This is a genomic window from Pseudomonas sp. B34(2017), from assembly GCF_002112915.1.
Taxonomy (GTDB): domain Bacteria; phylum Pseudomonadota; class Gammaproteobacteria; order Pseudomonadales; family Pseudomonadaceae; genus Aquipseudomonas; species Aquipseudomonas pharyngis.
In genome coordinates this window covers 84,347-110,992 of the sequence record NZ_NEJA01000010.1, presented here as the reverse complement: position 1 = coordinate 110,992, position 26,646 = coordinate 84,347, and the positions used below count along the sequence as shown (strand labels likewise).

At 61.7% G+C, this 26,646-nt stretch carries 24 protein-coding genes and 1 other RNA gene; 18 read left to right on the top strand and 7 right to left on the bottom strand.

What is annotated here, in order from left to right:
- Nucleotides 1–49: 49 nt before the first annotated feature.
- The 4 genes from CAF80_RS27350 to CAF80_RS27335 all read right to left on the bottom strand — a co-directional run bounded on the left by CAF80_RS27350 (nt 50) and on the right by CAF80_RS27335 (nt 3,494).
- Nucleotides 50–628, bottom strand: a complete 579-nt coding sequence (locus CAF80_RS27350; RefSeq protein WP_011335871.1) for a BON domain-containing protein — start codon at nt 626–628, stop codon at nt 50–52.
- Nucleotides 625–1,218 carry a phosphoheptose isomerase gene (locus CAF80_RS27345; protein WP_007928463.1) on the bottom strand — a complete coding sequence of 198 codons (594 nt, stop codon included), beginning with the start codon at nt 1,216–1,218 and terminating at the stop codon, nt 625–627. The genes CAF80_RS27350 and CAF80_RS27345 overlap by 4 nt, the downstream gene beginning before the upstream one ends.
- Before the next feature lie 102 nt (nt 1,219–1,320).
- A complete protein-coding gene (locus CAF80_RS27340; RefSeq protein WP_039766259.1) occupies nt 1,321–1,683 on the bottom strand; it encodes a YraN family protein in 363 nt (120 codons plus the stop codon).
- A complete protein-coding gene (locus CAF80_RS27335; RefSeq protein ID WP_039766257.1) occupies nt 1,683–3,494 on the bottom strand; it encodes a penicillin-binding protein activator in 1,812 nt (603 codons plus the stop codon). Before CAF80_RS27335 ends, CAF80_RS27340 begins: the two co-directional genes overlap by 1 nt.
- Before the next feature lie 177 nt (nt 3,495–3,671).
- Here CAF80_RS27335 and rsmI point away from each other — a divergent pair, with 177 nt between their 5' ends.
- From rsmI to lpxC, 18 genes are all read left to right on the top strand, one after another.
- The gene (gene rsmI, locus CAF80_RS27330) at nt 3,672–4,577 is read left to right on the top strand and encodes a 16S rRNA (cytidine(1402)-2'-O)-methyltransferase (protein ID WP_074690999.1); all 906 of its coding nucleotides are present in this window, start codon (nt 3,672–3,674) and stop codon (nt 4,575–4,577) included.
- Between the two features lie 73 nt (nt 4,578–4,650).
- Nucleotides 4,651–5,004: RNase P RNA component class A (gene rnpB, locus CAF80_RS27325), an RNA gene on the top strand.
- Between the two features lie 403 nt (nt 5,005–5,407).
- Complete coding sequence (mraZ, locus tag CAF80_RS27320; protein WP_007917012.1) at nt 5,408–5,863, top strand: division/cell wall cluster transcriptional repressor MraZ; 456 nt, start codon at nt 5,408–5,410, stop codon at nt 5,861–5,863.
- On the top strand, nt 5,860–6,807 hold the full coding sequence (gene rsmH, locus CAF80_RS27315) for a 16S rRNA (cytosine(1402)-N(4))-methyltransferase RsmH (RefSeq protein ID WP_074691000.1): 948 nt from the start codon (nt 5,860–5,862) through the stop codon (nt 6,805–6,807). The genes mraZ and rsmH overlap by 4 nt, the downstream gene beginning before the upstream one ends.
- Complete coding sequence (ftsL, locus tag CAF80_RS27310; RefSeq protein WP_007956777.1) at nt 6,804–7,097, top strand: cell division protein FtsL; 294 nt, start codon at nt 6,804–6,806, stop codon at nt 7,095–7,097. Before rsmH ends, ftsL begins: the two co-directional genes overlap by 4 nt.
- The gene (locus CAF80_RS27305) at nt 7,097–8,836 is read left to right on the top strand and encodes a penicillin-binding protein 2 (RefSeq protein ID WP_170844883.1); all 1,740 of its coding nucleotides are present in this window, start codon (nt 7,097–7,099) and stop codon (nt 8,834–8,836) included. The genes ftsL and CAF80_RS27305 overlap by 1 nt, the downstream gene beginning before the upstream one ends.
- Nucleotides 8,836–10,299 (top strand): UDP-N-acetylmuramoyl-L-alanyl-D-glutamate--2,6-diaminopimelate ligase, encoded by a 1,464-nt coding sequence (locus CAF80_RS27300; RefSeq protein ID WP_039766252.1) that lies wholly within the window; start codon nt 8,836–8,838, stop codon nt 10,297–10,299. Before CAF80_RS27305 ends, CAF80_RS27300 begins: the two co-directional genes overlap by 1 nt.
- Nucleotides 10,292–11,659, top strand: a complete 1,368-nt coding sequence (gene murF / locus CAF80_RS27295; protein WP_074691001.1) for a UDP-N-acetylmuramoyl-tripeptide--D-alanyl-D-alanine ligase — start codon at nt 10,292–10,294, stop codon at nt 11,657–11,659. The genes CAF80_RS27300 and murF overlap by 8 nt, the downstream gene beginning before the upstream one ends.
- The gene (gene mraY, locus CAF80_RS27290) at nt 11,659–12,741 is read left to right on the top strand and encodes a phospho-N-acetylmuramoyl-pentapeptide-transferase (RefSeq protein WP_007956769.1); all 1,083 of its coding nucleotides are present in this window, start codon (nt 11,659–11,661) and stop codon (nt 12,739–12,741) included. Before murF ends, mraY begins: the two co-directional genes overlap by 1 nt.
- Before the next feature lie 5 nt (nt 12,742–12,746).
- Nucleotides 12,747–14,093 carry a UDP-N-acetylmuramoyl-L-alanine--D-glutamate ligase gene (murD, locus tag CAF80_RS27285; RefSeq protein WP_039766248.1) on the top strand — a complete coding sequence of 449 codons (1,347 nt, stop codon included), beginning with the start codon at nt 12,747–12,749 and terminating at the stop codon, nt 14,091–14,093.
- Nucleotides 14,090–15,307: a putative lipid II flippase FtsW gene (ftsW, locus tag CAF80_RS27280; RefSeq protein ID WP_039766247.1), complete on the top strand. Its 1,218-nt coding sequence runs from the start codon at nt 14,090–14,092 to the stop codon at nt 15,305–15,307. Before murD ends, ftsW begins: the two co-directional genes overlap by 4 nt.
- Nucleotides 15,297–16,367, top strand: a complete 1,071-nt coding sequence (murG, locus tag CAF80_RS27275; protein WP_039766246.1) for an undecaprenyldiphospho-muramoylpentapeptide beta-N-acetylglucosaminyltransferase — start codon at nt 15,297–15,299, stop codon at nt 16,365–16,367. The genes ftsW and murG overlap by 11 nt, the downstream gene beginning before the upstream one ends.
- Nucleotides 16,360–17,820: a UDP-N-acetylmuramate--L-alanine ligase gene (murC, locus tag CAF80_RS27270; protein ID WP_011335862.1), complete on the top strand. Its 1,461-nt coding sequence runs from the start codon at nt 16,360–16,362 to the stop codon at nt 17,818–17,820. Before murG ends, murC begins: the two co-directional genes overlap by 8 nt.
- A complete protein-coding gene (locus CAF80_RS27265) occupies nt 17,817–18,791 on the top strand; it encodes a D-alanine--D-alanine ligase (protein ID WP_064383956.1) in 975 nt (324 codons plus the stop codon). Before murC ends, CAF80_RS27265 begins: the two co-directional genes overlap by 4 nt.
- Before the next feature lie 4 nt (nt 18,792–18,795).
- Complete coding sequence (locus CAF80_RS27260; RefSeq protein WP_039766241.1) at nt 18,796–19,662, top strand: cell division protein FtsQ/DivIB; 867 nt, start codon at nt 18,796–18,798, stop codon at nt 19,660–19,662.
- A 15-nt stretch (nt 19,663–19,677) separates the two neighbouring features.
- Nucleotides 19,678–20,937, top strand: coding sequence for a cell division protein FtsA (gene ftsA / locus CAF80_RS27255; protein WP_039766239.1), 1,260 nt, complete (start codon nt 19,678–19,680; stop codon nt 20,935–20,937).
- Between the two features lie 67 nt (nt 20,938–21,004).
- A complete protein-coding gene (gene ftsZ, locus CAF80_RS27250) occupies nt 21,005–22,201 on the top strand; it encodes a cell division protein FtsZ (RefSeq protein WP_007956754.1) in 1,197 nt (398 codons plus the stop codon).
- Nucleotides 22,202–22,313: 112 nt separating this feature from the next.
- Complete coding sequence (gene lpxC / locus CAF80_RS27245; protein ID WP_007956752.1) at nt 22,314–23,225, top strand: UDP-3-O-acyl-N-acetylglucosamine deacetylase; 912 nt, start codon at nt 22,314–22,316, stop codon at nt 23,223–23,225.
- 61 nt (nt 23,226–23,286) lie between these two features.
- On the opposite strand, the gene CAF80_RS27240 is transcribed toward lpxC, so the two are convergent.
- From CAF80_RS27240 to CAF80_RS27230, 3 genes are all read right to left on the bottom strand, one after another.
- Nucleotides 23,287–24,792, bottom strand: a complete 1,506-nt coding sequence (locus CAF80_RS27240; RefSeq protein ID WP_074691003.1) for a sensor domain-containing diguanylate cyclase — start codon at nt 24,790–24,792, stop codon at nt 23,287–23,289.
- A 108-nt stretch (nt 24,793–24,900) separates the two neighbouring features.
- The gene (locus CAF80_RS27235) at nt 24,901–26,217 is read right to left on the bottom strand and encodes an OprD family porin (RefSeq protein ID WP_074691004.1); all 1,317 of its coding nucleotides are present in this window, start codon (nt 26,215–26,217) and stop codon (nt 24,901–24,903) included.
- 196 nt (nt 26,218–26,413) lie between these two features.
- On the bottom strand, nt 26,414–26,635 hold the full coding sequence (locus tag CAF80_RS27230) for a hypothetical protein (protein ID WP_039766234.1): 222 nt from the start codon (nt 26,633–26,635) through the stop codon (nt 26,414–26,416).
- Between the last annotated feature and the right edge of the window lie 11 nt (nt 26,636–26,646).

The window sequence follows — 26,646 nt, the reverse complement described above, 5'->3', positions numbered from 1 at the left end:
AAAAAGGCGATCCGGTTGGATCGCCTTTTTTTTGCCTGCGAGTTGCGAATCAGTCGATGTATTCGAACAACTTCACAATCTTCTGTACGCCGGAAACACCTTGCACCAGGTTGGTCGCCTGGGCGGCTTCCTGTTTGGTCAGCAGGCCCAGCAGGTAGACGATGCCGTTCTCGGTCACGACCTTGATCCGCGAGCCGGGAATGCTGGCGTCGGTGAGCATCTGGGTCTTGATCTTGGTGGTCAGCCAGGCATCGTTCTGGCGGGCCAGCAGGGAGGAGGGCTGCAGCACTTGCAGTTCGTTATGGACCTTTTTCACGCGCTGAACGTTGGCGGCGGCCTGTTCGGCCTTTTCCTTGAGGTCTGCGCGCGGGGTCTGGCCAGCCAGCAAAACGACGCCGTTGAAGCTGGTGACGACGATGTGCGAGTCGTTGTCCAGGGCCGGATCGGCCTTGGCCACGTTAACGCCGACTTTGGTTTCGATCAGCGAGTCATCGATCTTGCTGCCGAAAGTGCGGGTGCCGCGGTCGTCTTCGATCGGCGCTTCACGGCTGGCATTCACCACAGAGGTGCAGCCGCTGATGCCGAGGCACAGGGTCAAGGCCAGAAGGCCAAGGCGATTAGGGGTCATTCTTCACTCCCGAACAGTTGGCTGTCGATCAGATCACAAAGGCAATGGATCGCCAGCAAGTGGACTTCCTGAATACGTGCGGTGACGTTGGCCGGTACGCGAATCTCGACGTCTTCGGGCAGCAGCAGCGAAGCCATGCCGCCGCCATCGCGTCCGGTCAATGCTACGACAATCATTTCGCGATCATGTGCGGCCTGGATCGCCTGAATAATGTTCGCCGAGTTGCCGCTGGTCGAAATTGCCAGCAGCACGTCACCCGGCTGGCCGAGTGCGCGGATCTGCTTGGAGAACACTTCGTTATAGCTGTAGTCGTTGGCGATCGAGGTGATGGTCGAGCTGTCGGTGGTCAGCGCGATCGCCGGCAGGCTAGGGCGCTCACGCTCGAAACGGTTGAGCAGTTCCGAGGAGAAGTGCTGGGCATCGCCGGCCGAGCCGCCGTTGCCGCATGAGAGCATTTTCCCCTCGTTGAGCAGGGCGTTGACCATCACCTGGCTGGCTTGCTCGATGTGCGGTGCAAGTACGTCCATCGCCTGTTGCTTGGTGTCGATGCTGGCCTGGAAAAGCTGGCGAATTCGGGATTGCATGTCCATCTGTGTGACCTTAATTAGCGCGGCTGTCCGGCACGTGAATGTGCAGCCCGCAAAGCAAAGAGCAAAAATGTTGAGTGAAAGTGTCCGGGTCGGAGCAGGCGGTCAACTGTCGAACGCATTCTGCAACCAGTTCAGCTGACCCTGGTGGCTGTCGATGGCCACCACGTCGAAGCGGCAGGGGGAGTTGGCCCAACGCGACTCGCGCTGAAGAAAATACTGTGCGGCGAAAATCAGTTTCTGCCGTTTGCGCTCATCGATGCTGTCGAGTGCGCCACCCCATTGAGTGTTCTTTCGGTAACGGACTTCGACGAATACTACTGTATCGCCATCAAGCATGACCAGATCAAGCTCACCGCGTTTGCATAACCAGTTCTGCGCCAGCAGGCGCAGCCCCTGGTGTTGCAGATGCTCGAGCGCCTGGCGCTCGGCATCCTTGCCGCTTTGCAGGTGTGACCTGTCGGGCATCAGCGTGGAGTGTCCGGCAGGCGCTGGATCTGACCGCTGACGAACTGCGCCCATGGCAACTGACGTACGACCCGTTGGGACTGGGTCATGCCCAGGCTGCCCGACTGACCTTCGATACGGCTGTCCGGCAGTGCCTTGAGCTGATCCAGTCGTGGCGCCAGACGATAGGCATCAACGCCCATCGCGTACAGGCGGCCGAGGCTGCCGGCAGCTTGCGGCCATTGCGCGGTGACCTGCTGACGCAGCGGATCGCTGGTTTCCAGCAGCCACGGGGTTTCGCAGAAGCGCACGCCGTTCATGTCGTTGTACTGGTTCACGTCTCCGCTGGCGCTGAACACGTGGGAGGTCGCGTAGACCGGCACGTCACCGGCGTACTGGAAGTTCAGGGTAGGCTTGATCTGCTGCGCCTGCTGCGGAGTGGCGGCAAGGAAGATGAATTCGATGTCCTGGCGACGCGAAGGTTGAGCGGCAACGTTGGTGCCGACGGCGTTCTGCAGACTCTTGGCACGGGCTTCGCTCTGACGCAGTTGGAACATGTCGGCGATTTGCTGGGCCAGTTGTATTGGCTGGTCAACGCGTTCGGTGGCGACGATGCTGCCGCCATTCGCTTGCCAGTCCTGGCTGAAGGCGCGCAGGACGCGGTCGCCCCATTCGCCTTTCGGCACCATGATGGCGGCGCGGTGCAGGCCATCGGCACGGGCGCGGCGGGAGACTTCGCGGGCTTCGTCTTCAGCAGCCAGGCCGAACTGGAACAGCTGCGCCGGGCCTTGATCGCCTTCGCTGTAGTTCAGGGCGAGGGTGGTGATCGGCAATTGCGGGCGAGTGCTCAGCTGTTTGACCAGCGGCTTCTCCAGCGGGCCGACGACCAGTTGCACGCCATCGGCCTGGGCCTTGCGGTAGAACTCGTCGAGGTTGGTCAGTTTCGAGCTGTCATAGAACTCGATGGCCGGTGGTTTCTGGCCGGCTTGCTGAGCCTGATAGTGCGCGGCCATGAAACCGTCACGCAGGGCCTTGCCGACCGAGGCCAGTTGGCCGTCCTGTGGCAACAGCAGGGCGATCTTGCTCAGTGGCTGGCTGGCCAGCTCCTTGAGTTTGGTCAGGGGCAGCGGCAGGTTGATCGCGGCCGGGTGCTTTGGATGCTGGTTGCGCCAGTTGTCGATGGCGGCTTGCTGCTGTTCCAGGGTGCCGGCGGTTTTCACGGCCAGGGCCAGGCTCATCCAGCCGCCGAGGTCATCGGTGGTGTTCGCTTGCAGTTGATCGGCCGGCAGCGATGCAATCAGGGACCAGATCGCTTCATGGTTCTTGCTGGCGGCTTCGCCTTCCAGCATCGGCGCGATGAAGATGCGTTCGCGGGCGGCGGCCAAGGTCTGGCCGTCGGCTTCAAGGGCACGAGCGTGAACGGTGCCGGCGCGAACTTGCAGCGGTACGGACATTTCGCTCAGGCGTTGCAGGCTTGGATGGCTCAAGGCGGTCAGCGCGGCTTTCGGCTGATTGCGGGTCATGGCCAGTTCAGCAGACAGGGTGCTGGCGAATGCCTGCTGGCCCGGCTGGAGTTGTTCCATCGGCACTTGCTGCAGGATTTGCGCGGACTGTCCGGCATTGCCTTGGCGGTACGCCATGTCTGCCGCACTCAGGCGCAGCAGCGCAGCCTTGTCCGGCGATTTGGCCTGGGCAGCCTGTTCGAGCAGTTGCTCGATGGTGGCATCCGGGGTCCGTGGAAGTTCGCCAAGGCTGGAGGAAGGGGAGCTGGCGCAAGCCGCCAACAAGGCAGCGAGGCAGAGGGCAGTGAACAGCCGCAGGCAAGCGATCATGTAAGTGTTCCTGATACTCGATCAAATTAGCGTCGAATTGTACCCAAGCACTGGCCGGGGCGCGATGTTACTGGCGTGAAACCGTCAATTTAGCTGATACAAAGAGTGCGCAGCCTCACAATGGTGCGACAAACCGTGTCCGACCCGGACGCATCGTCCGGCGCACGACGCGCTACAATGGCGGCTTTTACCGATCATGAGGTGTGCGCTTTGACTGCTCCAGGTCCTTTGAATTCCGCTGCGGGCTCGCTTTATGTGGTGGCGACGCCCATCGGCAACCTGGATGACATCAGCGCCCGGGCGTTGAAGATCCTGCGCGAGGTGGCGCTGATCGCCGCCGAAGATACGCGCCACTCCCAACGCCTGATGCAGCACTTCGGCATTTCCACGCCGCTGGCAGCCTGTCATGAGCACAATGAGCGGGACGAAGGCAGTCGTTTCATCACCCGTCTTCTGGCAGGAGACAACGTCGCGCTGATTTCCGATGCCGGTACGCCGCTGATTTCCGATCCCGGTTATCACTTGGTACGGCAGGCCCGTGCCGCCGGGATCAATGTGGTGCCGGTGCCAGGCGCGTGCGCTTTGATCGCGGCGTTGTCGGCTGCCGGTCTGCCGTCTGACCGTTTTATCTTCGAAGGCTTTTTGCCGGCCAAGGCCGTGGGGCGCAAAGCGCGCCTGGAAGCGATCAAGGAAGAACCGCGCACGCTGATTTTCTACGAGGCACCGCATCGCATTCTTGAATGCCTGCAGGATATGGAGGCGGTGTTCGGCGCTGATCGTCCTGCATTGCTCGCTCGTGAGATCACCAAGACTTTTGAAACCCTCAAGGGATTGCCGTTGAGCGAGTTACGGGCGTTCGTCGAGGCGGACAGTAATCAGCAGCGCGGCGAATGCGTTGTGGTAGTGGCGGGCTGGACCGCGCCGGAATCCGAAGACGCCGTCAGCAGCGAGGCGATGCGCATCCTCAATCTGTTGCTGGAAGAGATGCCGCTCAAGCGTGCGGCGGCCTTGGCGGCGCAAATCACCGGTGAGCGCAAAAACGTGCTGTACCAGGTGGCGCTGGATCAGCAAAAAGACGCGTAACCCGTCGCGCAGACCGGTTTGCGGGCTATTAGCGCTTGTTCTTCGGCGGCTCTGCCGTTAACCTGCGCGGCGGAGAGTCGATCGGACAGTCGCTGCCCTCTATGAAAATTAGGGGGGGGAGGAAAGTCCGGGCTCCATAGGGCGAAGTGCCAGGTAATGCCTGGGAGGCGTGAGCCTACGGAAAGTGCCACAGAAAATAACCGCCTAAGCGCTTCGGCGCCGGTAAGGGTGAAAAGGTGCGGTAAGAGCGCACCGCACGTCTGGCAACAGTTCGTGGCTAGGTAAACCCCACTTGGAGCAAGACCAAATAGGGTCCCAAGGCGTGGCCCGCGCTGGGACCGGGTAGGTTGCTAAAGATGTCCAGTGATGGCCATCGTAGACGAATGACTGTTCAAGACAGAACCCGGCTTACAGATCGACTCTCCACCTTTTTCTTTTCCCTGCTTGAATTAAAGGCGACAGGGCTGTTTATTATCAGCAGGTCTGCGCTGGAAACCCGGCAGCGGCAAACGCTGTAATAGCCATTTCCCACCTTGCTTCAATCAACAGCAGAAGCGCTTTTGTAATACCGAAAAAATCTTACTCTTAACAAATTACTTTAACTTTCGAGCGCAGCTTTCAGTGCTGCTTCAAGTTATTGGATAAAAGCATCCGCCAGATTCTCGTTGCTCATCCTTTTATGCTCCTAAATCTCCGTTCTGTAAGGGTTTTCCTTTAATCCGCGCCTTGACGGTGTGGTGGGCGCATTCCTATAGTGTGCGCAAGTGGCGGAAAGTGGCATGAAGTGGGTTTTTTGAGCTCAAAACGATAAAAATTGGAGAAACGCAGACGTGTTTCGCGGAGCTAACGCTATCAGTCTCGATGCAAAGGGCCGTCTCGCCATGCCGAGCCGGTACCGTGACGAGCTCGATTCGCGCAGTTCCGGCCAGTTGATCGTGACCATTGATGCCGTTGATCCATGTTTGTGTGTCTACCCGCTCGATGAGTGGGAAATTATTGAAACCAAGTTGCGCGCGCTTCCTTCGCTTCGCGAAGAGAACCGTCGTCTGCAACGTTTATTGATTGGTAATGCCGTTGACCTTGAGCTCGACGGCAGTGGTCGTTTCCTGGTGCCGCCGCGCCTGCGCGAATACGCGAAGCTCGACAAGCGCGCGATGCTGGTGGGCCAACTGAACAAGTTCCAACTGTGGGACGAAGATGCCTGGAACGCGGTTTCTGCCGCTGACCTGGCTGCCATACAACAACCGGGCGCCATGCCTGACGAACTGCGTGATCTGATCCTGTGACTATTGATAGCGGCTTTAACCACATCACCGTACTGCTTGACGAAGCCGTCGAGGCTCTCGCCGTACGTCCTGATGGCTGCTATCTGGACGGCACGTTCGGTCGCGGCGGGCACAGCCGGTTGATCCTGAGCAAGCTCGGGCCGGATGGTCGGCTCATCGGATTCGACAAGGATCCTCAAGCGATTGCCACCGGGCAAACGCTAGCGGCCGAAGACGGCCGCTTTGTCGTTGTGCAGCGCAGCTTTGCCGAGCTCGGTTCGGTGGTTGCCGAGCAGGGCCTGGTCGGCAAGGTCAGCGGCATTCTGCTGGATCTGGGTGTGTCCTCTCCGCAGCTCGATGATGCCGAGCGCGGCTTCAGCTTCCTCAACGACGGTCCGCTGGACATGCGCATGGATCCGTCCCGTGGCATCAGCGCAGCCGAGTTCGTCAACACCGCGCCGGTGGAAGAAATCGCCCGTGTGTTCAAGGAATACGGCGAAGAACGTTTCTCTGGTCGCATGGCCCGTGCCGTGGCCGAGCGCCGTGACATCACGCCGTTCGAGCGCACCGCCGATCTGGCCGAAGTCCTGAAAGTCGCCAACCCGGCATGGGAAAAGGGCAAGAACCCGGCAACCCGCGCTTTTCAGGGCCTGCGCATTCACGTCAACAACGAACTGGGCGATCTGGAAGCGGGTCTTGAAGCCGCGCTCGAATGCCTGGAAGTGGGCGGCCGTCTGGTCGTGATCAGCTTCCACTCGCTGGAAGACCGTATCGTCAAACTGTTCATGCGCAAGCTGGTGAAAGGCGAAGCCGACAACCTGCCGCGCAACCTGCCGGTTCGCCACGTTGCGTTCGAACCGAAAATTAAAGTCCATGGCAAAGCGCAGACGGCCTCCGACGCCGAACTCAAAGCCAACCCACGTTCCCGTAGCGCCGTCATGCGCGTCGCGGAGAAGCTGCGGTGAGCAAGCTTTTCGCCAAGCCACTGCCCGGCGGCAGCTTCTTCATGCTGCTGCTGTTCATCGGCGTGCTCGTGTCGGCCATCGGCGTGTCTTACAGCGCTCACTGGAACCGGCAATTGCTCAACACCCTGTACAACGAACTGAGCGTGCGCGACAAGGCGCAGGCCGAATGGGGGCGCCTGATCCTGGAGCAAAGCACCTGGACCGCCCACAGCCGGATCGAAGTACTGGCCACCGAACAACTGAAGATGCACATTCCCGGCGCGGCTGACGTGAAGATGGTGGCGCCATGATGAAACTCGAGGGGGCTCTTTTCCCATGGCGTTTCCGTCTGATGGTGGCACTGCTCGGCGTGATGGTTGCGGCCATCTGCTGGCGCATCATCGACCTGCAAGTGGTTGACCGAGACTTTCTCAAAGGTCAGGGCGACGCGCGCAGTCTTCGGCACATTCCGATTCCGGCTCACCGTGGTCTGATCACCGACCGTAACGGCGAGCCGCTGGCCGTCAGTACGCCGGTGACCACCCTGTGGGCCAACGCCAAGGAAATGCAGACAGCGAAAGAAAAATGGCCGGCACTGGCCGCCGCGCTGGGGCAGGATCCGAAAGCCCTGGCCGAACGTCTCGAAGCCCAGGCCAACAAGGAATTCATTTATCTGGTGCGCGGGTTGACCCCCGAGCAGGGCCAGGCCGTGCTCGACCTGAAAGTGCCGGGCGTCTACGGCATCGAAGAGTTCCGCCGGTTCTACCCGGCCGGTGAAGTCACCGCACATATGGTTGGGTTCACCGACATCGATGACCACGGTCGTGAAGGTGTCGAACTGGCCTACGATGAATGGCTGGCCGGCGTGCCCGGCAAGCGGCAAGTCATCAAGGATCGGCGCGGACGGCTGATCAAGGATGTCCAGGTCACCAAGAACGCCAAGGCCGGCAAGCCCTTGGCGTTGTCGATTGACCTGCGCCTGCAATATCTGGCCAACCGCGAGCTGCGCAACGCGATCATCGAGAACGGCGCGAAGGCCGGCAGTCTGGTGATCATGGACGTGAAGACCGGCGAGATTCTCGCCATGGTCAACCAGCCGACCTACAACCCGAACAACCGTCGCAACCTGCAACCGGCGATGATGCGTAACCGCGCGATGATCGATGTGTTCGAACCCGGTTCGACCATGAAAGCGATCTCGATGAGCGCCGCGATCGAAACCGGCCGCTGGAAACCGAGCGACACCGTCGAGGTGTATCCGGGCTCCCTGCAGATCGGCAAATACACGATCAAGGACGTATCGAAGACCGAAGGTCCGGTACTCGACCTGACCGGCATTCTGATCAATTCCAGTAACGTCGGCATGAGTAAGGTCGCGTTCGATATCGGCGGCGAAACCATTTTCCGCCTCGCACAGAAAGTCGGCCTCGGCCAGGACACCGGCCTCGGCTTCCCGGGCGAACGTGTCGGCAACCTGCCGAACTACCGCGAGTGGCGCAAGGCCGAGACCGCGACGCTGTCCTATGGCTACGGTATCTCGGTGACCGCGATCCAGCTGGTGCACGCGTTCTCGGCGCTGGCCAATAACGGGCGTCTGGCACCACTGACCCTGATCAAAACCGACAAGGCGCCGCAGACCACCCAGGTGCTGCCGGAAGCTGTCGCCAAAACCATGCAAGGCATGCTGCAACAAGTGATCGAAGCCCCGCGCGGCGTGTTCCGTGCGCAGGTGCCGGCGTATCACGTGGGCGGCAAGTCCGGTACCGCGCGTAAAACATCGGTTGGCACCAAGGGCTATGCCGAAAACTCTTACCGCTCGCTGTTCGCCGGTTTCGGCCCGATGAGCGATCCACGCTATGCAATCGTTGTGGTGATCGATGAACCGACCAAGGCCGGTTACTTCGGTGGTCTGGTCTCGGCGCCGGTGTTCAGCCGCGTGATGTCGGGCACCCTGCGCCTGATGAACGTTACCCCGGACAACCTGCCGACCACACAACAGGCCAACGCCACCCCGGTCGTTCCGCTGAAAGCCAATGGAGGGCGCGGCTGATGTCTCTGAGTCTGAACAAGATTTTCCCCCACGCCGGCCATGATCTGTTGATCCGTGAACTGGCGCTCGACAGTCGCAATGTACGCGCGGGTGATCTGTTCCTCGCGGTGCCGGGCGGCAAGTTCGACGGGCGTGCGCACATCGCCGACGCCTTGCAGCGCGGTGCTGCTGCGGTGGCCTATGAAGTGGAAGGCGCCACCGTGCTGCCGATCACCGAAGTTCCGCTGATTCCGGTCAAGGGCCTGGCGGCGCAACTGTCTGACATCGCCGGGCGTTTTTACGGTGAGCCAAGCCATCACCTGAATCTGGTGGGCGTGACCGGCACCAACGGCAAGACCAGCGTGACCCAGTTGGTGGCGCAGGCGCTGGACCTGCTCGGCCAGCATTGCGGCATCGTCGGCACCCTCGGCTCCGGTTTTCATGGCGCGCTGCAAAGCGGCCTGCACACCACGCCGAATCCGATTGCCATGCAAGCGACCCTGGGCGACCTGAAAAAGGCCGGCGCCAAAGCCGTGGCCATGGAAGTTTCGTCTCACGGTCTGGATCAAGGCCGGGTTACCGCGCTGGCATTCGACGTGGCAGTGATGACCAACCTGTCCCGTGATCATCTCGATTACCACGGCACCATGGAAGCGTACGCCGAGGCCAAGGCCCGGCTGTTCGCCTGGAATGACCTGAAGTGCCGCGTGATCAATCTCGACGACGATTTCGGCCGGCAACTGGCCGCTGAAAAGCGCGAGTCACGTTTGATCACTTACAGCCTGCTCGACAGCAGCGCCTATCTCTATGTGCGTGAAGCGCAGTTCGACGACGAAGGCGTGCGCGCCACGCTGGTCACGCCGCAAGGCGAACGCCATCTGCGCAGCACGCTGCTCGGCCGTTTCAACCTGAGCAACGTACTGGCCGCCGTCGGCGCCTTGCTCGGTCTCGATTACGCCCTCGACGAAATTCTCAAGGTGCTGCCAAAGCTCGAAGGCCCGGCCGGTCGCATGCAGCGTCTCGGCGGCGGCACTCAGCCACTGGTGGTGGTCGATTACGCCCACACCCCGGACGCGCTGGAAAAAGTTCTGACTGCGCTTCGCCCGCACGTCAAAGGCCAGCTGCTGTGCCTGTTCGGCTGCGGCGGTGATCGCGATCGCGGCAAGCGTCCGCTGATGGCCGAAGTGGTCGAGCGTCTGGCCGACCGTGTGCTGGTGACCGATGACAATCCGCGCACCGAAGACCCGGCGGTGATTTTCGATGACATCCGCGCCGGTTTCACGGCTGTGGACAAGGTGACGTTCGTGGCCGGTCGTGGCCAGGCCATCGCGCAACTGATTGCCGGCGCTTCGGCGGATGACGTGATCGTTCTGGCCGGCAAAGGTCACGAGGACTATCAGGAAATCAACGGCGAGCGCCATGCATTCTCTGATCTGGTCGAGGCGGATCACGCCCTGACCGCGTGGGAGGTGGCCCATGCTTAAGGCCCTGAAACTCAGCGAGCTGACCAGCGCGCTCGACGCCCGCCTGATCAGCGCCGACGCCAGTTTTGACGGCGTGAGCATCGACAGCCGCGCGATCAAGGCTGGCCAACTGTTTATCGCCCTGACCGGCCCGCGTTTCGACGGTCATGACTATCTGAATGAAGTCGCCGCCAAAGGCGCCGTTGCGGCATTGGTCGAGCGCGAAGTCGCCGACAGCACGCTGCCGCAATTGCTGGTCAAGGACACTCGCCAGGCTCTCGGCCAGCTGGGTGCCTTGAACCGTGCCGCGTTCACCAAACCGGTCGCTGCGGTTACCGGCTCCAGTGGCAAGACCACGGTCAAGGAAATGCTCGCAAGCATCCTGCGCACACGCGGTCCGGTGCTGGCGACCCGTGGCAACCTGAATAACGATCTGGGTGCGCCGCTGACCCTGCTCGAACTCGCCCCGGAACACAGCGCGGCGGTGATCGAACTGGGCGCCTCGCGTCTGGGTGAAATCGCCTACACCGTGGGGCTGACCAAGCCGCACGTGGCAATCCTCAACAACGCTGGGACCGCCCACGTCGGTGAGTTCGGCGGGCCGGAGAAAATCGTCGAAGCCAAGGGCGAGATCATCGACGGGCTGGCGGCCGATGGCGTCGCCGTGCTGAACCTCGATGACAAGGCGTTTGGTATCTGGAAAACCCGCGCCGGCGCGCGCAAGGTGCTGACGTTTGCCCTGAGCAACACTCAGGCGGATTTTTACGCCAGCGACCTGGCCACCGATGCCCGTGGTTGCCCGGCGTTCAACCTTCACACTCCTGAAGGTGTGGAACGGGTTCAACTGAACCTGCTCGGCACCCACAACGTCGCCAACGCCATGGCCGCCGCCGCTGCCGCTCACGCCCTGGGCGTGTCGCTGTTCGGCATTGCCACCGGGCTTGGCGCGGTACAACCGGTCAAGGGTCGCACCGTCGCGCAACTGGCGAAAAACGGCATGCGCGTGATCGATGACACTTACAACGCGAACCCCACCTCGATGTGCGCGGCCGTTGATATACTCGCCGGCTTTTCCGGTCGCACCGTTCTGGTGCTCGGGGATATCGGCGAGTTGGGCGACTGGGCGGAGCAGGGGCACCGCGACGTGGGCGAATACGCCCGGGGCAAGGTTTCCGCGCTTTACGCCGTCGGGCCGAACATGGTCCACGCCGTGAACGCATTCGGTGAAGAGGCGCAGCACTTCGGCACACAAGCCGAACTGATCCAGGCCCTCGGCGCCGAGCAGGACACAAACACCACCATTTTGATCAAGGGTTCGCGCAGCGCAGCGATGGAAAACATCGTTGCGGCCCTGTGCGGGTCCAGTCTGGAGAAACATTAATGCTGCTGCTGCTAGCGGAGTATCTGCAACAGTTCTACAAAGGCTTCGCGGTCTTCCAGTACCTGACCCTGCGCGGGATCCTCGGTGTGCTGACCGCGCTGGTCTTGTCGCTGTGCTACGGCCCGTGGATGATCCGCACCCTGCAGAACCGTCAGATCGGCCAGTCCGTTCGTAACGACGGCCCGCAATCGCACCTGTCCAAATCCGGTACGCCGACCATGGGTGGCGCGCTGATTCTGTCTTCGATCGGCGTCAGCACCTTGCTGTGGGCTGACCTGAGCAACCGCTACGTGTGGGTTGTGCTGCTGGTGACCCTGCTGTTCGGCGCCATCGGCTGGGTCGACGACTACCGCAAGGTGATCGAGAAGAACTCCCGTGGTCTGCCGAGTCGCTGGAAATATTTCTGGCAGTCGGTGTTCGGCCTCGGTGCGGCGATCTTCCTTTATATGACTGCCAGCACTCCGGTGGAAACCACCCTGATCCTGCCGATGCTCAAGGACTACAGCATTCCGCTGGGCGCGGGTTTCATCGTGCTGACGTACTTCGTGATCGTCGGTTCGAGCAACGCAGTCAACCTCACCGACGGCCTCGACGGCCTGGCGATCATGCCGACAGTGATGGTGGGCGGTGGCCTGGGCATCTTCTGCTACCTGTCGGGTAACGTGAAATTCGCTGAATACCTGCTGATTCCTTACGTACCGGGCGCAGGCGAGTTGATCGTGTTCTGCGGCGCATTGATCGGTGCCGGCCTGGGTTTCCTGTGGTTCAACACCTACCCGGCACAAGTCTTCATGGGCGACGTCGGCGCACTGGCGCTGGGCGCGGCCCTGGGCACCATCGCGGTGATCGTCCGTCAGGAAATCGTCCTGTTCATCATGGGCGGCGTGTTCGTGATGGAAACCCTGTCAGTCGTCATTCAGGTTGCCTCCTTTAAGCTGACCGGTCGCCGTGTGTTCCGCATGGCGCCGATTCACCACCACTTTGAACTCAAGGGCTGGCCCGAGCCGCGCGTGATCGTCCGTTTCTGGATCATCACCGTGATTCTCGTGCTGATCGGCCTTGCCACCCTGAAGCTGAGGTAGAACGAGTGTCTCTGATCGCTTCTGACCACTTCCGCATCGTTGTCGGCCTCGGCAAGAGCGGCATGTCCCTGGTTCGCTTCCTGGCGAACCGGGGCGTGGCGTTTGCCGTGGCCGACACGCGGGAAAATCCACCGGAACTGGCCACGCTCCAGCGTGACTATCCGCACGTGGAAGTGCGTTGTGGCGAGCTGGACGTCGAATTCCTGTGCCGTGCCGACGAGCTCTACGTGAGCCCCGGCCTGGCGCTGGCGACCCCGGCCCTGCAAGCCGCCGCGGCCCGTGGCGTGAAGCTGTCCGGCGACATCGAGCTGTTCGCGCGCAACGCGAAGGCGCCGATCGTGGCCATCAGCGGTTCCAACGCGAAAAGCACCGTCACCACGCTGGTCGGCGAGATGGCGGCTGCGGCCGGCAAGCGCGTGGCCGTGGGCGGCAACCTCGGTACGCCGGCGCTGGATCTGCTCAGCGATGACGTCGAGCTGTACGTGATGGAGCTGTCGAGCTTCCAGCTGGAAACCACCGACCAGCTCAACGCCGAAGTGGCGACCGTGCTCAACATCAGCGAAGACCACATGGATCGCTACAGCGGTCTGCCGGCCTACCACCTGGCCAAGCACCGGATCTTCCGGGGTGCGAAGCAGTTCGTGGTCAACCGCCAGGACGCCTTGACCCGTCCGCTGATGGGCGAGGGCCAGCCGTGCTGGACCTTCGGCCTGACCAAACCCGATTTCAAGGCGTTCGGCCTGCGCGAAGAGAATGGCGAGAAATACCTGGCCTTCGAATTCCAGAACCTGATGCCGGTGCGCGAACTGAAGATTCGCGGCGCCCACAACCAGTCCAACGCCCTGGCGGCGCTGGCGCTCGGCCACGCGGTCGGGCTGCCGTTCGACGCCATGCTGGCGGCGCTGCGCACCTTCGCCGGTCTCGAACACCGTTGCCAGTGGGTACGTGATCTGGACGGCGTCGGTTACTACAACGATTCCAAGGCCACCAACGTCGGCGCTGCGCTGGCCGCCATCGAAGGTCTGGGTGCGGACATCGACGGCAAGGTCGTGCTGATCGCCGGTGGCGATGGCAAGGGTGCCGACTTCAAGGACCTGCGCGATCCGGTGGCGGCCCACTGCCGCGCCGTGATCCTGATGGGTCGCGACTCCGACAAGATCGGCGAAGCGATCGGCGATGCCGTACCGCTGATTCGTGCGACCACGCTGGTCGACGCGGTCGCCCAATGCCGCGCCGCCGCCCAGCCGGGTGACGTGGTGCTGCTGTCGCCGGCCTGCGCCAGTTTCGACATGTTCAAGAACTACGAAGACCGTGGTCACCAGTTCGTCCGCGCTGTGGAGGATCTGGCATGAGCTTGAGAAACATCATCAAGCCATACCCGTCGCCGCTCATTACCGGACGCGGAATCGACCTCGACTTCCCGATGCTCGCCGGTTGCCTGGCGTTGCTCGGTCTGGGCCTGATCATGATCGCCTCGGCATCGACAGAAGTCGGCGCGGCGCAGTCGGGCAGTGCTCTCTATTACATGACCCGTCACCTGATCTACGTGGTGCTGGGCCTCGGTGCCTGCATCGTCACGATGATGATTCCGATCGCCACCTGGCAGCGCCTCGGCTGGATGATGCTGATCGGTGCGTTCGGTCTGCTGGTGATGGTGATCATCCCGGGGATCGGCCGTGAGGTGAACGGTTCGATGCGCTGGATCGGTTTCAGCTTCTTCAACGTACAGCCGTCCGAGATCGCCAAGGTGTTCGTGGTGATCTACCTCGCCGGTTACCTGGTGCGTCGCCAGAAAGAGGTGCGCGAGAGCTGGATGGGTTTCTTCAAGCCATTCATCGTGCTGCTGCCGATGGCGGGCTTGCTGCTGATGGAGCCGGACTTCGGTGCCACCGTCGTGATGATGGGCGCTGCGGCGGCGATGCTGTTCCTCGGCGGGGTCGGGCTGTTCCGGTTCTCGCTCATGGTGGTGCTGGCCGTTGGTGCGGTGGTGTTGCTGATTCAGATGCAGCCGTACCGGATGGCGCGTCTGACCAACTTCGCCGACCCGTGGGCCGACCAGTTCGGCGCCGGTTATCAGTTGTCGCAAGCCTTGATCGCATTCGGTCGCGGTGAATGGCTGGGCGTTGGCCTGGGCAACAGCGTGCAGAAGCAGTTCTACCTGCCGGAAGCGCACACCGACTTCGTGTTCTCGGTGCTGGCCGAAGAGCTGGGCGCTGTGGGCTCGCTGTGCACCGTGGCGCTGTTCGTGTTCGTGTGTATTCGCGGCATGTACATCGGTCTGTGGGCCGAGAAAGCCAAACAGTTTTTTGCCGCTTATGTTGCCTACGGTCTGTCGTTCCTGTGGATCGGCCAGTTCCTGATCAACATCGGCGTGAACGTCGGCCTGCTGCCGACCAAGGGCCTGACCTTGCCGTTCCTCAGTTATGGCGGCAGTTCCCTGGTGATCTGCTGCGCCTGCCTTGGCCTGTTGCTGAGGATCGAGTGGGAGAGTCGGACCCACCTGGGCAGTGAAGAGATGGAATTCCATGAGAGCGACTTCGCCGAGGAGCCGAACCATGGGCGCTAACGTATTGATCATGGCCGGCGGCACCGGTGGCCACGTGTTCCCGGCGCTGGCCTGTGCCCGCGAATTCCAGGCGCGCGGCTACACCGTGCACTGGCTCGGCACGCCGCGCGGGATCGAGAACGATCTGGTACCGGCTGCAGGTATTGAACTGCACCGCATCAACGCCACTGGCCTGCGTGGCAAGGGCAAGCTGTCGCTGCTCAAGGCGCCGTTCATGCTGCTGAAATCGGTGTGGCAGGCGCGGGCGATCATTCGCCGCTTGCGTCCGGTGTGCGTGGTCGGATTCGGCGGCTATGTGACCGGCCCCGGTGGTCTTGCCGCCAAACTGGCCGGCGTGCCGGTGATCGTTCATGAGCAGAACGCCGTGGCCGGCACCGCCAATCGGTTGCTGGTGCCGTTCGCCGCCCGGGTGTGTGAAGCGTTCCCCGACACCTTTACCCTGTCGGACAGCCGCCGTACCACCGGGAACCCGGTGCGCAGCGAGCTGTTCCTCGAAACACCGCGCCCGGCCCTGGCCGGACGCAAGGCGCGTTTGCTGATCCTGGGCGGAAGCCTGGGCGCAGAGCCGTTGAACAAGTTGCTGCCTGAAGCCCTGGCACAAGTCGCTGCCGACTTGCGTCCGGAAGTGTTCCATCAGGCTGGCAGAAACCACGATGAAGTGACTGCAGAGCGCTACCGCGCCGCCGGCGTGGATGCGCAGGTGCAGCCGTTCATCAAAGACATGGCCCAGGCCTATGGCTGGGCTGACCTGGTGGTGTGCCGCGCCGGCGCACTGACCATCAGTGAACTGGCCGCCGCCGGTCTGCCATCGATGCTGGTGCCCTTGCCCCACGCGATCGACGATCACCAGACCCGCAACGCCGATTATTTGGCCCGTGAAGGCGCTGCCTTCCTGATGCCGCAAAGAACGACTGGTGCCGCGGACCTTGCCGCGCGCCTGACAGAGGTCTTGATGCAACCGCAACGACTCGAACAAATGGCCCAAGCGGCCCGCCGTCTCGCGAAACCCGAAGCCACCCGCAGCGTGGTCGATACCTGTCTGGAGGTGGCCCATGGTTGAGAATCAGAAAGCCATGCCGCAACCGGAAATGCGCCGCATCCGTCGCATCCACTTCGTCGGGATCGGCGGCGTGGGTATGTGCGGTATTGCTGAAGTGCTGCTGAACCTGGGCTATGAAGTGTCCGGTTCCGACCTGAAAGCTTCGCCGGTGACCGAGCGCCTGGAATCCTTCGGTGCGCAGATCTTCATCGGCCACCGTGCCGAGAACGCCGCTGCCGCCGATGTGCTGGTGGTGTCGAGCGCCGTCAACACCTCCAACCCGGAAGTCGCGACTGCGCTGGAACGCCGCATCCCGGTGGTGCCGCGTGCCGAAATGCTCGCCGAACTGATGCGCTACCGCCACGGCATCGCCGTCGCCGGTACCCACGGCAAGACCACCACCACCAGCCTGATCGCATCGGTGTTCGCGGCCGGTGGCCTGGATCCGACCTTCGTCATCGGTGGCCGTCTGAACGCCGCGGGCACCAATGCCCAGCTCGGCACCAGCCGTTACCTGATCGCCGAGGCCGATGAAAGCGACGCCAGCTTCCTGCACCTGCAACCGCTGGTGGCCGTGGTCACCAACATCGACGCCGACCACATGGCGACCTACGACGGTGACTTCAACAAACTGAAGAAAACCTTCGTCGAGTTCCTGCACAACCTGCCGTTCTACGGGCTGGCGGTGATGTGCCTGGACGATCCGGTGGTGCGTGAAATCCTGCCGCTGGTCAAGCGTCCGACCGTGACCTATGGCTTCAGCGAAGACGCCGACGTGCGCGCGATCAATGTTCGTCAGCAGGGCATGCAGACCTTCTTTACCGTGCTGCGCCCTGATCGCGAGCCTCTTGATGTGTCCGTGAACATGCCGGGCAACCACAACGTGCTCAATTCCCTGGCGACCATCTGCATCGCCACCGACGAAGGCGTCAGCGATGAAGCCATCGTCCAGGGCCTGTCCGGCTTCCAGGGTGTCGGCCGACGCTTCCAGGTCTACGGCGAACTGCCGGTGGACGGCGGCAACGTGATGCTGGTCGACGACTACGGTCACCACCCGACCGAGGTCGCAGCAGTCATCAAAGCCGTGCGTGGTGGCTGGCCGGAGCGCCGTCTGGTGATGGTCTACCAGCCGCACCGTTACAGCCGCACCCGCGACCTGTATGACGATTTCGTCAATGTCCTGGCCGACGCCAACGTGCTGCTGCTGATGGAAGTTTATCCGGCCGGCGAAGAGCCGATTCCGGGCGCGGACAGCCGCAAGCTGTGCAACAGCATCCGCCAGCGCGGTCAGCTCGACCCGATCTACATCGAGCGCGGCGTCGATCTGGCGCCACTGGTCAAGCCGCTGCTGCGTGCCGGCGACATTCTGCTGTGCCAGGGCGCCGGTGACATCGGCGGCCTCGCACCGAAACTGTTGAAAAGCGAGTTGTTCGCCGGTGCCGTGGCGGCATCGGTCGAGGGGAAGTTGAAATGACTGCTGCCTACGCCAACCTGTTCTCCACCATCGCCCCGAAGGATTTCGGCCGGGTGGCCGTGCTGTTTGGTGGCCTGAGTGCCGAGCGTGAAGTCTCGCTGAAGTCCGGCAACGCCGTGCTCACTGCGCTGCAAAGCGCAGGCGTGGACGCGTTCGGCATCGACGTCGGCGCCGATATCCTGCAGCGCCTGCTGAGCGAAAAGATCGACCGTGCGTTCATCATCCTTCACGGTCGCGGCGGTGAAGACGGCAGCATGCAGGGCCTGCTTGAAGTGGCCGGCATTCCGTACACCGGCAGCGGCATCCTGGCTTCGGCACTGGCGATGGACAAACTGCGCACCAAGCAGGTCTGGCACACGCTGGGGATTCCGACGCCGCGTCACGCCGTGCTGCGCAGCGAGGCCGATTGTATTTCGGCAGCGACGGAACTGGGCTTCCCTTTGATCGTCAAACCGGCGCATGAAGGTTCAAGTATCGGGATGGCCAAAGTGACTTCCGCGTCCGAGTTGATCGACGCATGGAAAGCGGCCAGTACCTACGATTCGCAAGTGTTGGTCGAGCAATGGATCCACGGTCCCGAGTTCACCATCGCCACCCTGCGTGACCAGGTGTTGCCTCCTATCGCCCTGGGTACGCCACACACGTTCTACGACTACGACGCCAAGTACATCGCCAACGATACCCAGTATCGGATTCCGTGCGGGCTCGATGCCGCCAAGGAAAAAGAACTCATGGACCTCACGGCGCAAGCCTGCGAGGCGCTGGGTATTGCCGGTTGGGGCCGGGCGGATGTGATGCAGGACGCCGATGGCAAGTTCTGGTTCCTGGAAGTCAACACCGCTCCCGGCATGACCGATCACAGCCTGGTACCGATGGCGGCGAAAGCGGCCGGTCTGGATTTCCAGCAGCTGGTCCTGGCCATTCTGGCCGCCAGTGTCGATGCCGATGGCAAGAAAGAGGCGCGAGGTTAAGACCATGCAAGGCGCTCATCTCAGACATCAGCCACCCGCACCCGGCCGCAAGCCGGTGCCGCGGGGTGCCAGCCGAATGGTGGCCAAAGAGCCGATGTCCGCGCGCCTGCCAAAAGCCAACTTCGGCTTTTTGAAAGGTCTGTTCTGGCCGGTGCTGCTGGTGGCCCTGGGGTTCGGCACTTACGAAGGCGCACAGCGTTTGCTGCCGTACGCCGACCGGCCGATCACCAAGATCGCCGTGCAGGGCGACCTGAGTTACATCAGCCAGCAAGCGGTGCAGCAGCGGATCGCCCCTTACGTGGCGTCGAGCTTCTTCACCATCGACCTGGCGAGCATGCGCACCGAGCTGGAACAGATGCCGTGGATCGCCCACGCCGAAGTGCGCCGGGTGTGGCCGGACCAGGTGGTGATCCGCCTCGAAGAGCAACTGCCGGTGGCCCGTTGGGGCGACGAGTCGTTGCTCAACAACCAGGGCCAGGCGTTCACGCCCAAGGAACTGGCGAACTACGAACACCTGCCGCAGCTGTTCGGTCCGCAGCGGGCCCAGCAGCAAGTGATGCAGCAATACCAGGTGCTGAGCCAGATGCTCCGGCCATTGGGCTTCTCGATTGCGCGGCTGGAGCTGCGTGAACGCGGCAGCTGGTTCCTGACCACCGGTGCCGGCAGTTCCGGCCCCGGGATCGAGCTGCTGCTGGGACGCGGCAACCTGGTGGAAAAGATGCGCCGCTTCATTGCCATCTATGACAAGACGCTCAAAGAACAGATTACGAACATTGCGCGCATCGATCTGCGCTACGCCAACGGCCTCGCTGTTGGCTGGCGGGAACCAGTAGCGCCGACGACAGCCCAACCCGCTGTCGCAAAGAATTAAGAAGAGGCAGGACCCATGGCAAACGTGCAAAGCGGCAAAATGATCGTCGGTCTCGATATCGGCACCTCCAAGGTGGTGGCGCTGGTCGGCGAGGTTGCGGACGACGGCTCGCTGGAAATCGTCGGGATCGGCACTCATCCGTCCCGCGGCCTGAAGAAAGGCGTGGTGGTCAACATCGAGTCCACCGTGCAGTCGATCCAGCGCGCGATCGAAGAAGCCCAACTGATGGCGGGCTGCCGCATTCACTCGGCGTTCGTCGGCGTGGCGGGCAATCACATTCGCAGCCTGAACTCCCACGGCATCGTCGCGATTCGTGATCGCGAAGTCAGCTCGGCTGATCTGGAGCGCGTACTCGACGCCGCCCAGGCGGTGGCGATCCCGGCCGACCAGCGTGTGCTGCACACCCTGCCGCAGGATTACGTGATCGATAACCAGGAAGGCGTGCGCGAGCCGCTGGGCATGTCCGGCGTGCGTCTGGAAGCCAAGGTTCACGTGGTCACCTGCGCCGTCAACGCCGCACAGAACATTGAAAAATGCGTGCGTCGCTGCGGTCTGGAAATCGACGACATCATTCTCGAGCAACTGGCCTCGGCCTACTCGGTCCTGACCGACGACGAAAAAGAACTGGGCGTGTGCCTGGTCGACATCGGCGGCGGCACCACCGACATCGCGATCTTCACCGAAGGCGCGATCCGCCACACGGCCGTGATCCCGATTGCCGGTGACCAGGTGACCAACGACATCGCCATGGCGTTGCGCACCCCGACCCAGTACGCCGAAGAGATCAAGATCCGTTACGCCTGCGCCCTGGCCAAACTGGCCGGTGCCGGCGAGACCATCAAGGTGCCGAGCGTCGGCGACCGTCCGCCGCGCGAACTGTCCCGTCAGGCCCTGGCCGAAGTGGTCGAGCCGCGTTACGACGAACTGTTCACCCTGATCCAGGCCGAGCTGCGTCGCAGCGGCTACGAAGACCTGATCCCTGCCGGCATCGTGCTGACCGGTGGTACCTCGAAGATGGAAGGCGCCACGGAACTGGCCGAAGAAATCTTCCACATGCCGGTCCGCCTGGGCGTGCCGCACGGCGTGAAAGGTCTGGATGACGTGGTACGCAACCCGATTTATTCCACTGGCGTTGGCTTGTTGATGTACGGCCTGCAGAAGCAGTCCGATGGGATCTCGTTCTCGGGCATCGGCAGCCGCGACAGCTACAGCAACGATGAGCCGCAGGCGCCGTTGCTGGACCGTTTTAAGAAGTGGATTCAAGGCAACTTCTAACGCTTTACCGCAGCACCGCAACAAACAGCAGTAGGCGAAAAAACTAGAGAATGTAAGGAGAGGGAAAATGTTCGAACTCGTAGACAACATCCCCGCAAGCCCGGTAATCAAAGTTATCGGTGTTGGCGGTGGCGGCGGCAACGCTGTCAATCACATGGTCAAGAGCAACATCGAAGGCGTGGAATTCATCTGCGCCAACACCGATGCTCAAGCGCTGAAAAACATCGGCGCGCGCACCATTCTGCAATTGGGTACCGGCGTGACCAAAGGCCTGGGCGCCGGCGCCAACCCGGAAGTCGGCCGTCAGGCTGCGCTGGAAGATCGCGAGCGCATCGCTGAAGTGCTGGCCGGCACCAACATGGTGTTCATCACCACCGGCATGGGCGGCGGTACCGGTACCGGTGCTGCGCCGATCATTGCCGAAGTGGCCAAGGAAATGGGCATCCTGACCGTTGCGGTCGTGACCCGTCCGTTCCCGTTCGAAGGTCGCAAGCGTATGCAGATCGCCGACGAAGGCATCCGCATGCTCTCGGAAAGCGTCGACTCGCTGATCACCATTCCGAACGAAAAACTGCTGACCATCCTCGGCAAGGACGCAAGTCTCTTGTCGGCTTTCGCCAAGGCTGACGATGTACTGGCCGGTGCCGTTCGCGGTATCTCCGACATCATCAAGCGTCCGGGCATGATCAACGTCGACTTCGCCGACGTACGTACCGTGATGAGCGAAATGGGCATGGCGATGATGGGCACTGGCTGCGCCAGCGGTCCGAACCGTGCACGTGAAGCGACCGAAGCGGCCATCCGCAACCCGCTGCTGGAAGACGTGAACCTGCAAGGCGCACGCGGCATCCTGGTGAACATCACTGCCGGTCCTGACCTGTCCCTGGGTGAGTACTCCGACGTGGGTTCGATCATCGAAGCCTTCGCTTCCGAGCACGCGATGGTCAAGGTCGGTACCGTTATCGATCCGGACATGCGCGACGAACTGCACGTGACCGTGGTTGCCACCGGTCTGGGCGCGAAAATCGAGAAGCCTGTGAAGGTCATCGACAACACCGTTCACACCTCGATGGCCGCTGCTCAGGTGCAGCAACCGGCACCCGCTCGTCAGGAGCAGCCAGCGGTGAATTACCGTGACCTGGACCGTCCGACCGTCATGCGCAACCAGGCTCAGGCCGGTGCTGCGACTGCCGCGAAGATGAATCCGCAAGATGACCTGGACTACCTGGACATCCCGGCCTTCCTGCGTCGTCAGGCCGATTGATGAAATGTATCAGGGGTATTCAGGTGATTGGTGTTCAGCAAAGGCTCGGTCTGCTATCATCGCCAGCCTTTGTTGATACCAGTTCGCAATTTGCGCTGAAGCGGCCCATGCCATGATTAAACAACGCACACTGAAAAATATTATCCGTGCCACCGGTGTAGGTCTGCACTCCGGGGAGAAGGTTTACCTGACCCTCAAGCCTGCACCTGTCGACACCGGGATCGTCTTTCGTCGTGCCGATCTCGATCCGGTTGTCGAGATACCGGCTCGCGCGGCCAACGTCGGCGAGACAACCATGTCGACGACGCTGGTCAACGGTGACGTGAAGGTAGACACGGTGGAGCACTTGCTCTCGGCCATGGCTGGCCTGGGCATCGATAACGCCTACGTCGAGCTCTCCGCGTCTGAAGTCCCGATCATGGATGGCAGCGCAGGACCTTTCGTATTCCTGATTCAATCGGCTGGCCTGGAAGAACAGGACGCCGCCAAGAAATTCATCCGCATCCTGCGTGAAGTGACAGTGGAAGACGGCGACAAGCGCGCCACTTTCGTCCCTTTCGAAGGGTTCAAGGTGAGCTTCGAGATCGATTTCGATCACCCGGTTTTCCGGGACCGCACCCAAAGTGCAAGCGTGGATTTTTCCAGCACTTCGTTCGTAAAAGAAGTCAGCCGCGCCCGTACTTTCGGTTTCATGAGTGACATCGAGTACCTGCGCAAGCACAACCTCGCACTCGGCGGCAGCGTGGAAAACGCGATCGTGGTCGATGCCGATGGCGTACTGAACGAAGACGGCCTTCGCTACGAAGACGAATTCGTGAAGCACAAGATCCTCGATGCGATTGGCGACCTGTACCTGCTGGGCAACAGCCTGATTGGTGAGTTCAAGGGCTTCAAGTCCGGCCACGCACTGAACAACCAGCTGCTGCGCAAGTTGATTGAGCAGAAAGATGCCTGGGAAGTCGTGACGTTCGAAGACGCCAGCACTGCACCAATCTCTTACATGCGCCCGGTTGCGGCGGTGTAAGTAAAAAACCTCTCTAGTTTTTTGAAGGCCACCTTTGGGTGGCCTTTTTTTATGCCTGTTTTCAGGCGACGACGACCCGGTTTCTCCCACCTTCCTTGGCTTGATACAACGCCTTGTCCGCCGCGAACAACAGCTGCTCCAGACTGATTTCGCTCGTCGACGTCCAGGTACTGATACCGACGCTCACGGTCATCGGTGACTGGTCTTGATTCAGGCTTGGCAATTGCTCCACCGCTGTACGAATGTGTTCGGCGATCTGCTGCGCCCCGGCACTGTCGGTTTCCGCGAGGATCACCGAAAACTCCTCACCGCCATACCGAGCCACCAGATCCGCCGGACGCCGCACATTGGCGGTGATCACCCTGGCCAGTTCACGCAACGCCTGATCTCCGGCCTGATGCCCGTGCCGGTCATTGAAGGCCTTGAAGTGGTCGGCGTCGATCATCAGCAATGACAGTGGCTTGCCCGAGCGCTGGGCGCGGAACCACTCGTGGCGCAGTGACTGATCGAGCATTCGCCGGTTGGCGACCCCGGTCAGGGCATCGGTCGCCGCGAGCTGCGCCAGTTCATGTTCGGCCCGCTGACGCAGGCGCAGCTCTCGGGCCAGCAGCCAGGTCAGCCATAGCAGACCGGCACACAACACGCCGGTGGCGCCGCTGATCAGGATCGCGGTGCGTCGCCACGCGCCGAACACTTCCTCGCTGGACAGGGCAACGATCACCGTCAGCGGCAGATTGCCGACCCGCGAATAGGTGTACAGCCGTTGCTGATAATCCATGCTCGAAGTGCTGTTGAAACTGCCATTGCCGTTGCTGTCGCGCAGAATCCGCACCACATTGGGCCGGGCGGCAAAGCTCTTGCCGATCGAATCGCTCTGCAGATAAGGCTTCTGCGCCAGCAGGATGCCGTCGTTGTTGATGATGTTGAGAGTGCTGTCGATGCCGATGTCGAGGCTGTTGAACAACTGATCGAAGTAATCCAGTTTCATCGACGCCACGGCCACGCCCAGAAACTCACCGGTGTCTGAAGAAATGCGCCGACTGAAACTGATCCGCCACTGGTTGGCGTCATCGCAGTCGCAGCGGGGTTTGAACGGACGGCTGATGAACATGCCGGTGTCGCGGTTGAAGGCGTGGGCGAGGAAGTAGTCACGGTCGGCGAAATTGCCCGGCAGCGGATCGACCCGCGAGGAGTCGGCAATCACCTCGCCATACTTGTCGAGCAACAGGATGTCGCCCTTGAAGCGCGCCGTGGTGGAGCGATCGAACAGTGCCAGATGGCGGATCTGCGGCGACACGTCTTTCAGGTCGTCACGCTGGGCGGCGGCGATCAGCCCTTGCAGCGTCAGGTCATACAGCTCGACGGTGCGCAGTACATCGGCGTCGATCAACTGGGCGATGGTGGTGGCGCCACGGGTGGCCGATTCCTGGGCGTTGGCGCGTTCACGGATCAGCAGGAACGTGACGATGCAGACAATCGCGATCACGCTCAGCAGGCTGCCTGAGATCAACAGCAGCTCGGAGCGTCCGGTCGTGCCGGGAACGGTAGGGGTGCGGCTCGCGATCATGGTCCGGTTTTCGGTTGGAGATTCTTCTAAGCGTAGTTGTACCCGCTCGCTGCCACAGGCAAGAAAAAGGCCAGCGCATCAGGCTGGCCTTTTATCGTGGTGCCGATCTTAGAAGACGTTGATCGGGTAGTCGATGATCACACGGTATTCATCGGTGTCCGTATCGATTGCGCCGTAACCGTTGCCGCCGCGGTTGGTCGCCCATTGCAGGCATACCGCCAGGTCTTTGGCCTGGCCGCTCTGCACCACGTATTTGAGGTCGATGTCGCGCTCCCAGTGTTTGGCGTTGCGGCCTTCGGCGCTGTACCACGAGGCGTAACCCTTGCTGTCCGGATCGGCCTTGGTCAGGTCCAGCGTACCGCGTGAGTAGGACAGCGACGAGGTCAGCCCCGGCAGGCCGACGCCGGCGAAGTCGTAGGCGTACTTGAGTTTCCACGAGCGCTCGTTCGGGCCGTTGAAGTCCGAGTACTGCTGCGAGTTGTCGAGGTAGACGCTGTCGCCCTGGCTGATGTAATCGAACGGCGTGTTGCCGTTGACCCGCTGATACGCGGCGGTAACGCTGTGGCTGCCGATGCCCACGGTGAAATGCAGGCTGTAGGTGTTGTTGTCGATGTTGCCCAGCAGCGCGTCGCCGGTGTCCTGGGTGTGATAGAAGTGCAGGCCCGGGTTGAGGGTCACCCGATCATTCAGCGCCCAGGTGTAGTCGAGGTCGTAGTAGTACTGGTTCCAGATGTCCTTCAGCTCGGAAGCGTACAGGCTGCTGGTCAGGCCTTCGACGCCGCTCCAAGCCACGCCGGCCCAGTTCAGGTGCTGGCTCTTGTCGTCGTCGGCGAGGGTGCCGTAAGAAGTGCCGATGCGTTTGTGACCGCTCTGGTTGTAGGGCTTGGTGAAGCTGGCCTGGCCGCCTTCGATCATCCAGCCGTCGAAGCTGTGGTTGGTCAGGCTGATGCCGCGAAAGGTCTGCGGCAGCATGCGCGTCTCGCCACCGGCGATCACCGGGTTGGCGAGGAACAGATCGCCGGCTTTCAGCTCGGTATCGAACGCGCGCATCTTCAGGGTGCCACCCGCCGTGGAGAACGAACCCGGCGCTTTGCCGCTGCCGTCACTGACCGGCAGGATGCTGGAGTTGTCCGTACCACCACCGCCGTCGAGTTTCAGGCCGAGCATGGCGTGCGCATCGAGGCCGAAGCCGACCGTGCCTTCGGTGTAGCCCGACTCGAATTTGCCGAGAAACCCCTGGCCCCACTCGATGTTGTCGTCCGTCTGCTGCAGGCGGTTGCGGTTCATGTAGTAGTTGCGGGCATTGAGGTTCAGGCTCGAGCCTTCGACGAAACCTTGCTGCTCGGCTTCGGCAGCATGGGCGGCGGGGGCAATCGTTGCGGCAATTGCAATGAACAGCGGGGTGAAGCGAACTGGGTAACGCACGTGCGGTAAAGCTCCTTGGGTCAACTGACACTTCAATGTCATGAGGTGCGGGATGTTTCCAGTTGTCAAAGACGTACCAGACAGCTTTCAGACCACAACGAAAAAAGGCCGCTGAAAATCAGCGGCCTGCAAGGACGACGGTTGAACGGGAAGAGCCAAACAACCGCGTCGAGGGAAACGTTGCGCAGTGCGCGACTCAGCTGTCTTTCTCGGAGGCTTGAGCCTGAGAATTTAAGGCCTGCGGGGCTTGCGTAGCGTCCTGAGCCTTGGCCATCACTTCTGCCTGATGCTGTTCGAATGCGTGAGCGCGAGCGGCGTTTTGCGCTACAAACGTCTGGGATTCTTCAGCCATCGCCATCGGCGACAGGATCAATGAGGACAAAACGAAAGCGCTGGCAATACCCATACTGTTGGACATCTTGAAAACCT

Excerpts from the sequence above, each read along its gene's own strand:
- ftsZ (WP_007956754.1), top strand. The coding sequence starts at position 21,005 with ATGTTCGAACTCGTAGACAACATCCCCGCAAGCCCGGTAATCAAAGTT.
- CAF80_RS27340 (WP_039766259.1), bottom strand. The coding sequence starts at position 1,683 with ATGCCCGACAGGTCACACCTGCAAAGCGGCAAGGATGCCGAGCGCCAG.
- rsmI (WP_074690999.1), top strand. The coding sequence starts at position 3,672 with ATGGCGGCTTTTACCGATCATGAGGTGTGCGCTTTGACTGCTCCAGGT.
- lpxC (WP_007956752.1), top strand. The coding sequence starts at position 22,314 with ATGATTAAACAACGCACACTGAAAAATATTATCCGTGCCACCGGTGTA.
- mraY (WP_007956769.1), top strand. The coding sequence starts at position 11,659 with ATGCTGCTGCTGCTAGCGGAGTATCTGCAACAGTTCTACAAAGGCTTC.
- CAF80_RS27240 (WP_074691003.1), bottom strand. The coding sequence starts at position 24,792 with ATGATCGCGAGCCGCACCCCTACCGTTCCCGGCACGACCGGACGCTCC.
- murC (WP_011335862.1), top strand. The coding sequence starts at position 16,360 with ATGGTTGAGAATCAGAAAGCCATGCCGCAACCGGAAATGCGCCGCATC.
- CAF80_RS27305 (WP_170844883.1), top strand. The coding sequence starts at position 7,097 with ATGAAACTCGAGGGGGCTCTTTTCCCATGGCGTTTCCGTCTGATGGTG.
- CAF80_RS27300 (WP_039766252.1), top strand. The coding sequence starts at position 8,836 with ATGTCTCTGAGTCTGAACAAGATTTTCCCCCACGCCGGCCATGATCTG.
- CAF80_RS27260 (WP_039766241.1), top strand. The coding sequence starts at position 18,796 with ATGCAAGGCGCTCATCTCAGACATCAGCCACCCGCACCCGGCCGCAAG.
- CAF80_RS27265 (WP_064383956.1), top strand. The coding sequence starts at position 17,817 with ATGACTGCTGCCTACGCCAACCTGTTCTCCACCATCGCCCCGAAGGAT.
- ftsA (WP_039766239.1), top strand. The coding sequence starts at position 19,678 with ATGGCAAACGTGCAAAGCGGCAAAATGATCGTCGGTCTCGATATCGGC.
- ftsW (WP_039766247.1), top strand. The coding sequence starts at position 14,090 with ATGAGCTTGAGAAACATCATCAAGCCATACCCGTCGCCGCTCATTACC.
- CAF80_RS27350 (WP_011335871.1), bottom strand. The coding sequence starts at position 628 with ATGACCCCTAATCGCCTTGGCCTTCTGGCCTTGACCCTGTGCCTCGGC.
- CAF80_RS27230 (WP_039766234.1), bottom strand. The coding sequence starts at position 26,635 with ATGTCCAACAGTATGGGTATTGCCAGCGCTTTCGTTTTGTCCTCATTG.
- murG (WP_039766246.1), top strand. The coding sequence starts at position 15,297 with ATGGGCGCTAACGTATTGATCATGGCCGGCGGCACCGGTGGCCACGTG.
- murF (WP_074691001.1), top strand. The coding sequence starts at position 10,292 with ATGCTTAAGGCCCTGAAACTCAGCGAGCTGACCAGCGCGCTCGACGCC.
- CAF80_RS27345 (WP_007928463.1), bottom strand. The coding sequence starts at position 1,218 with ATGGACATGCAATCCCGAATTCGCCAGCTTTTCCAGGCCAGCATCGAC.
- CAF80_RS27335 (WP_039766257.1), bottom strand. The coding sequence starts at position 3,494 with ATGATCGCTTGCCTGCGGCTGTTCACTGCCCTCTGCCTCGCTGCCTTG.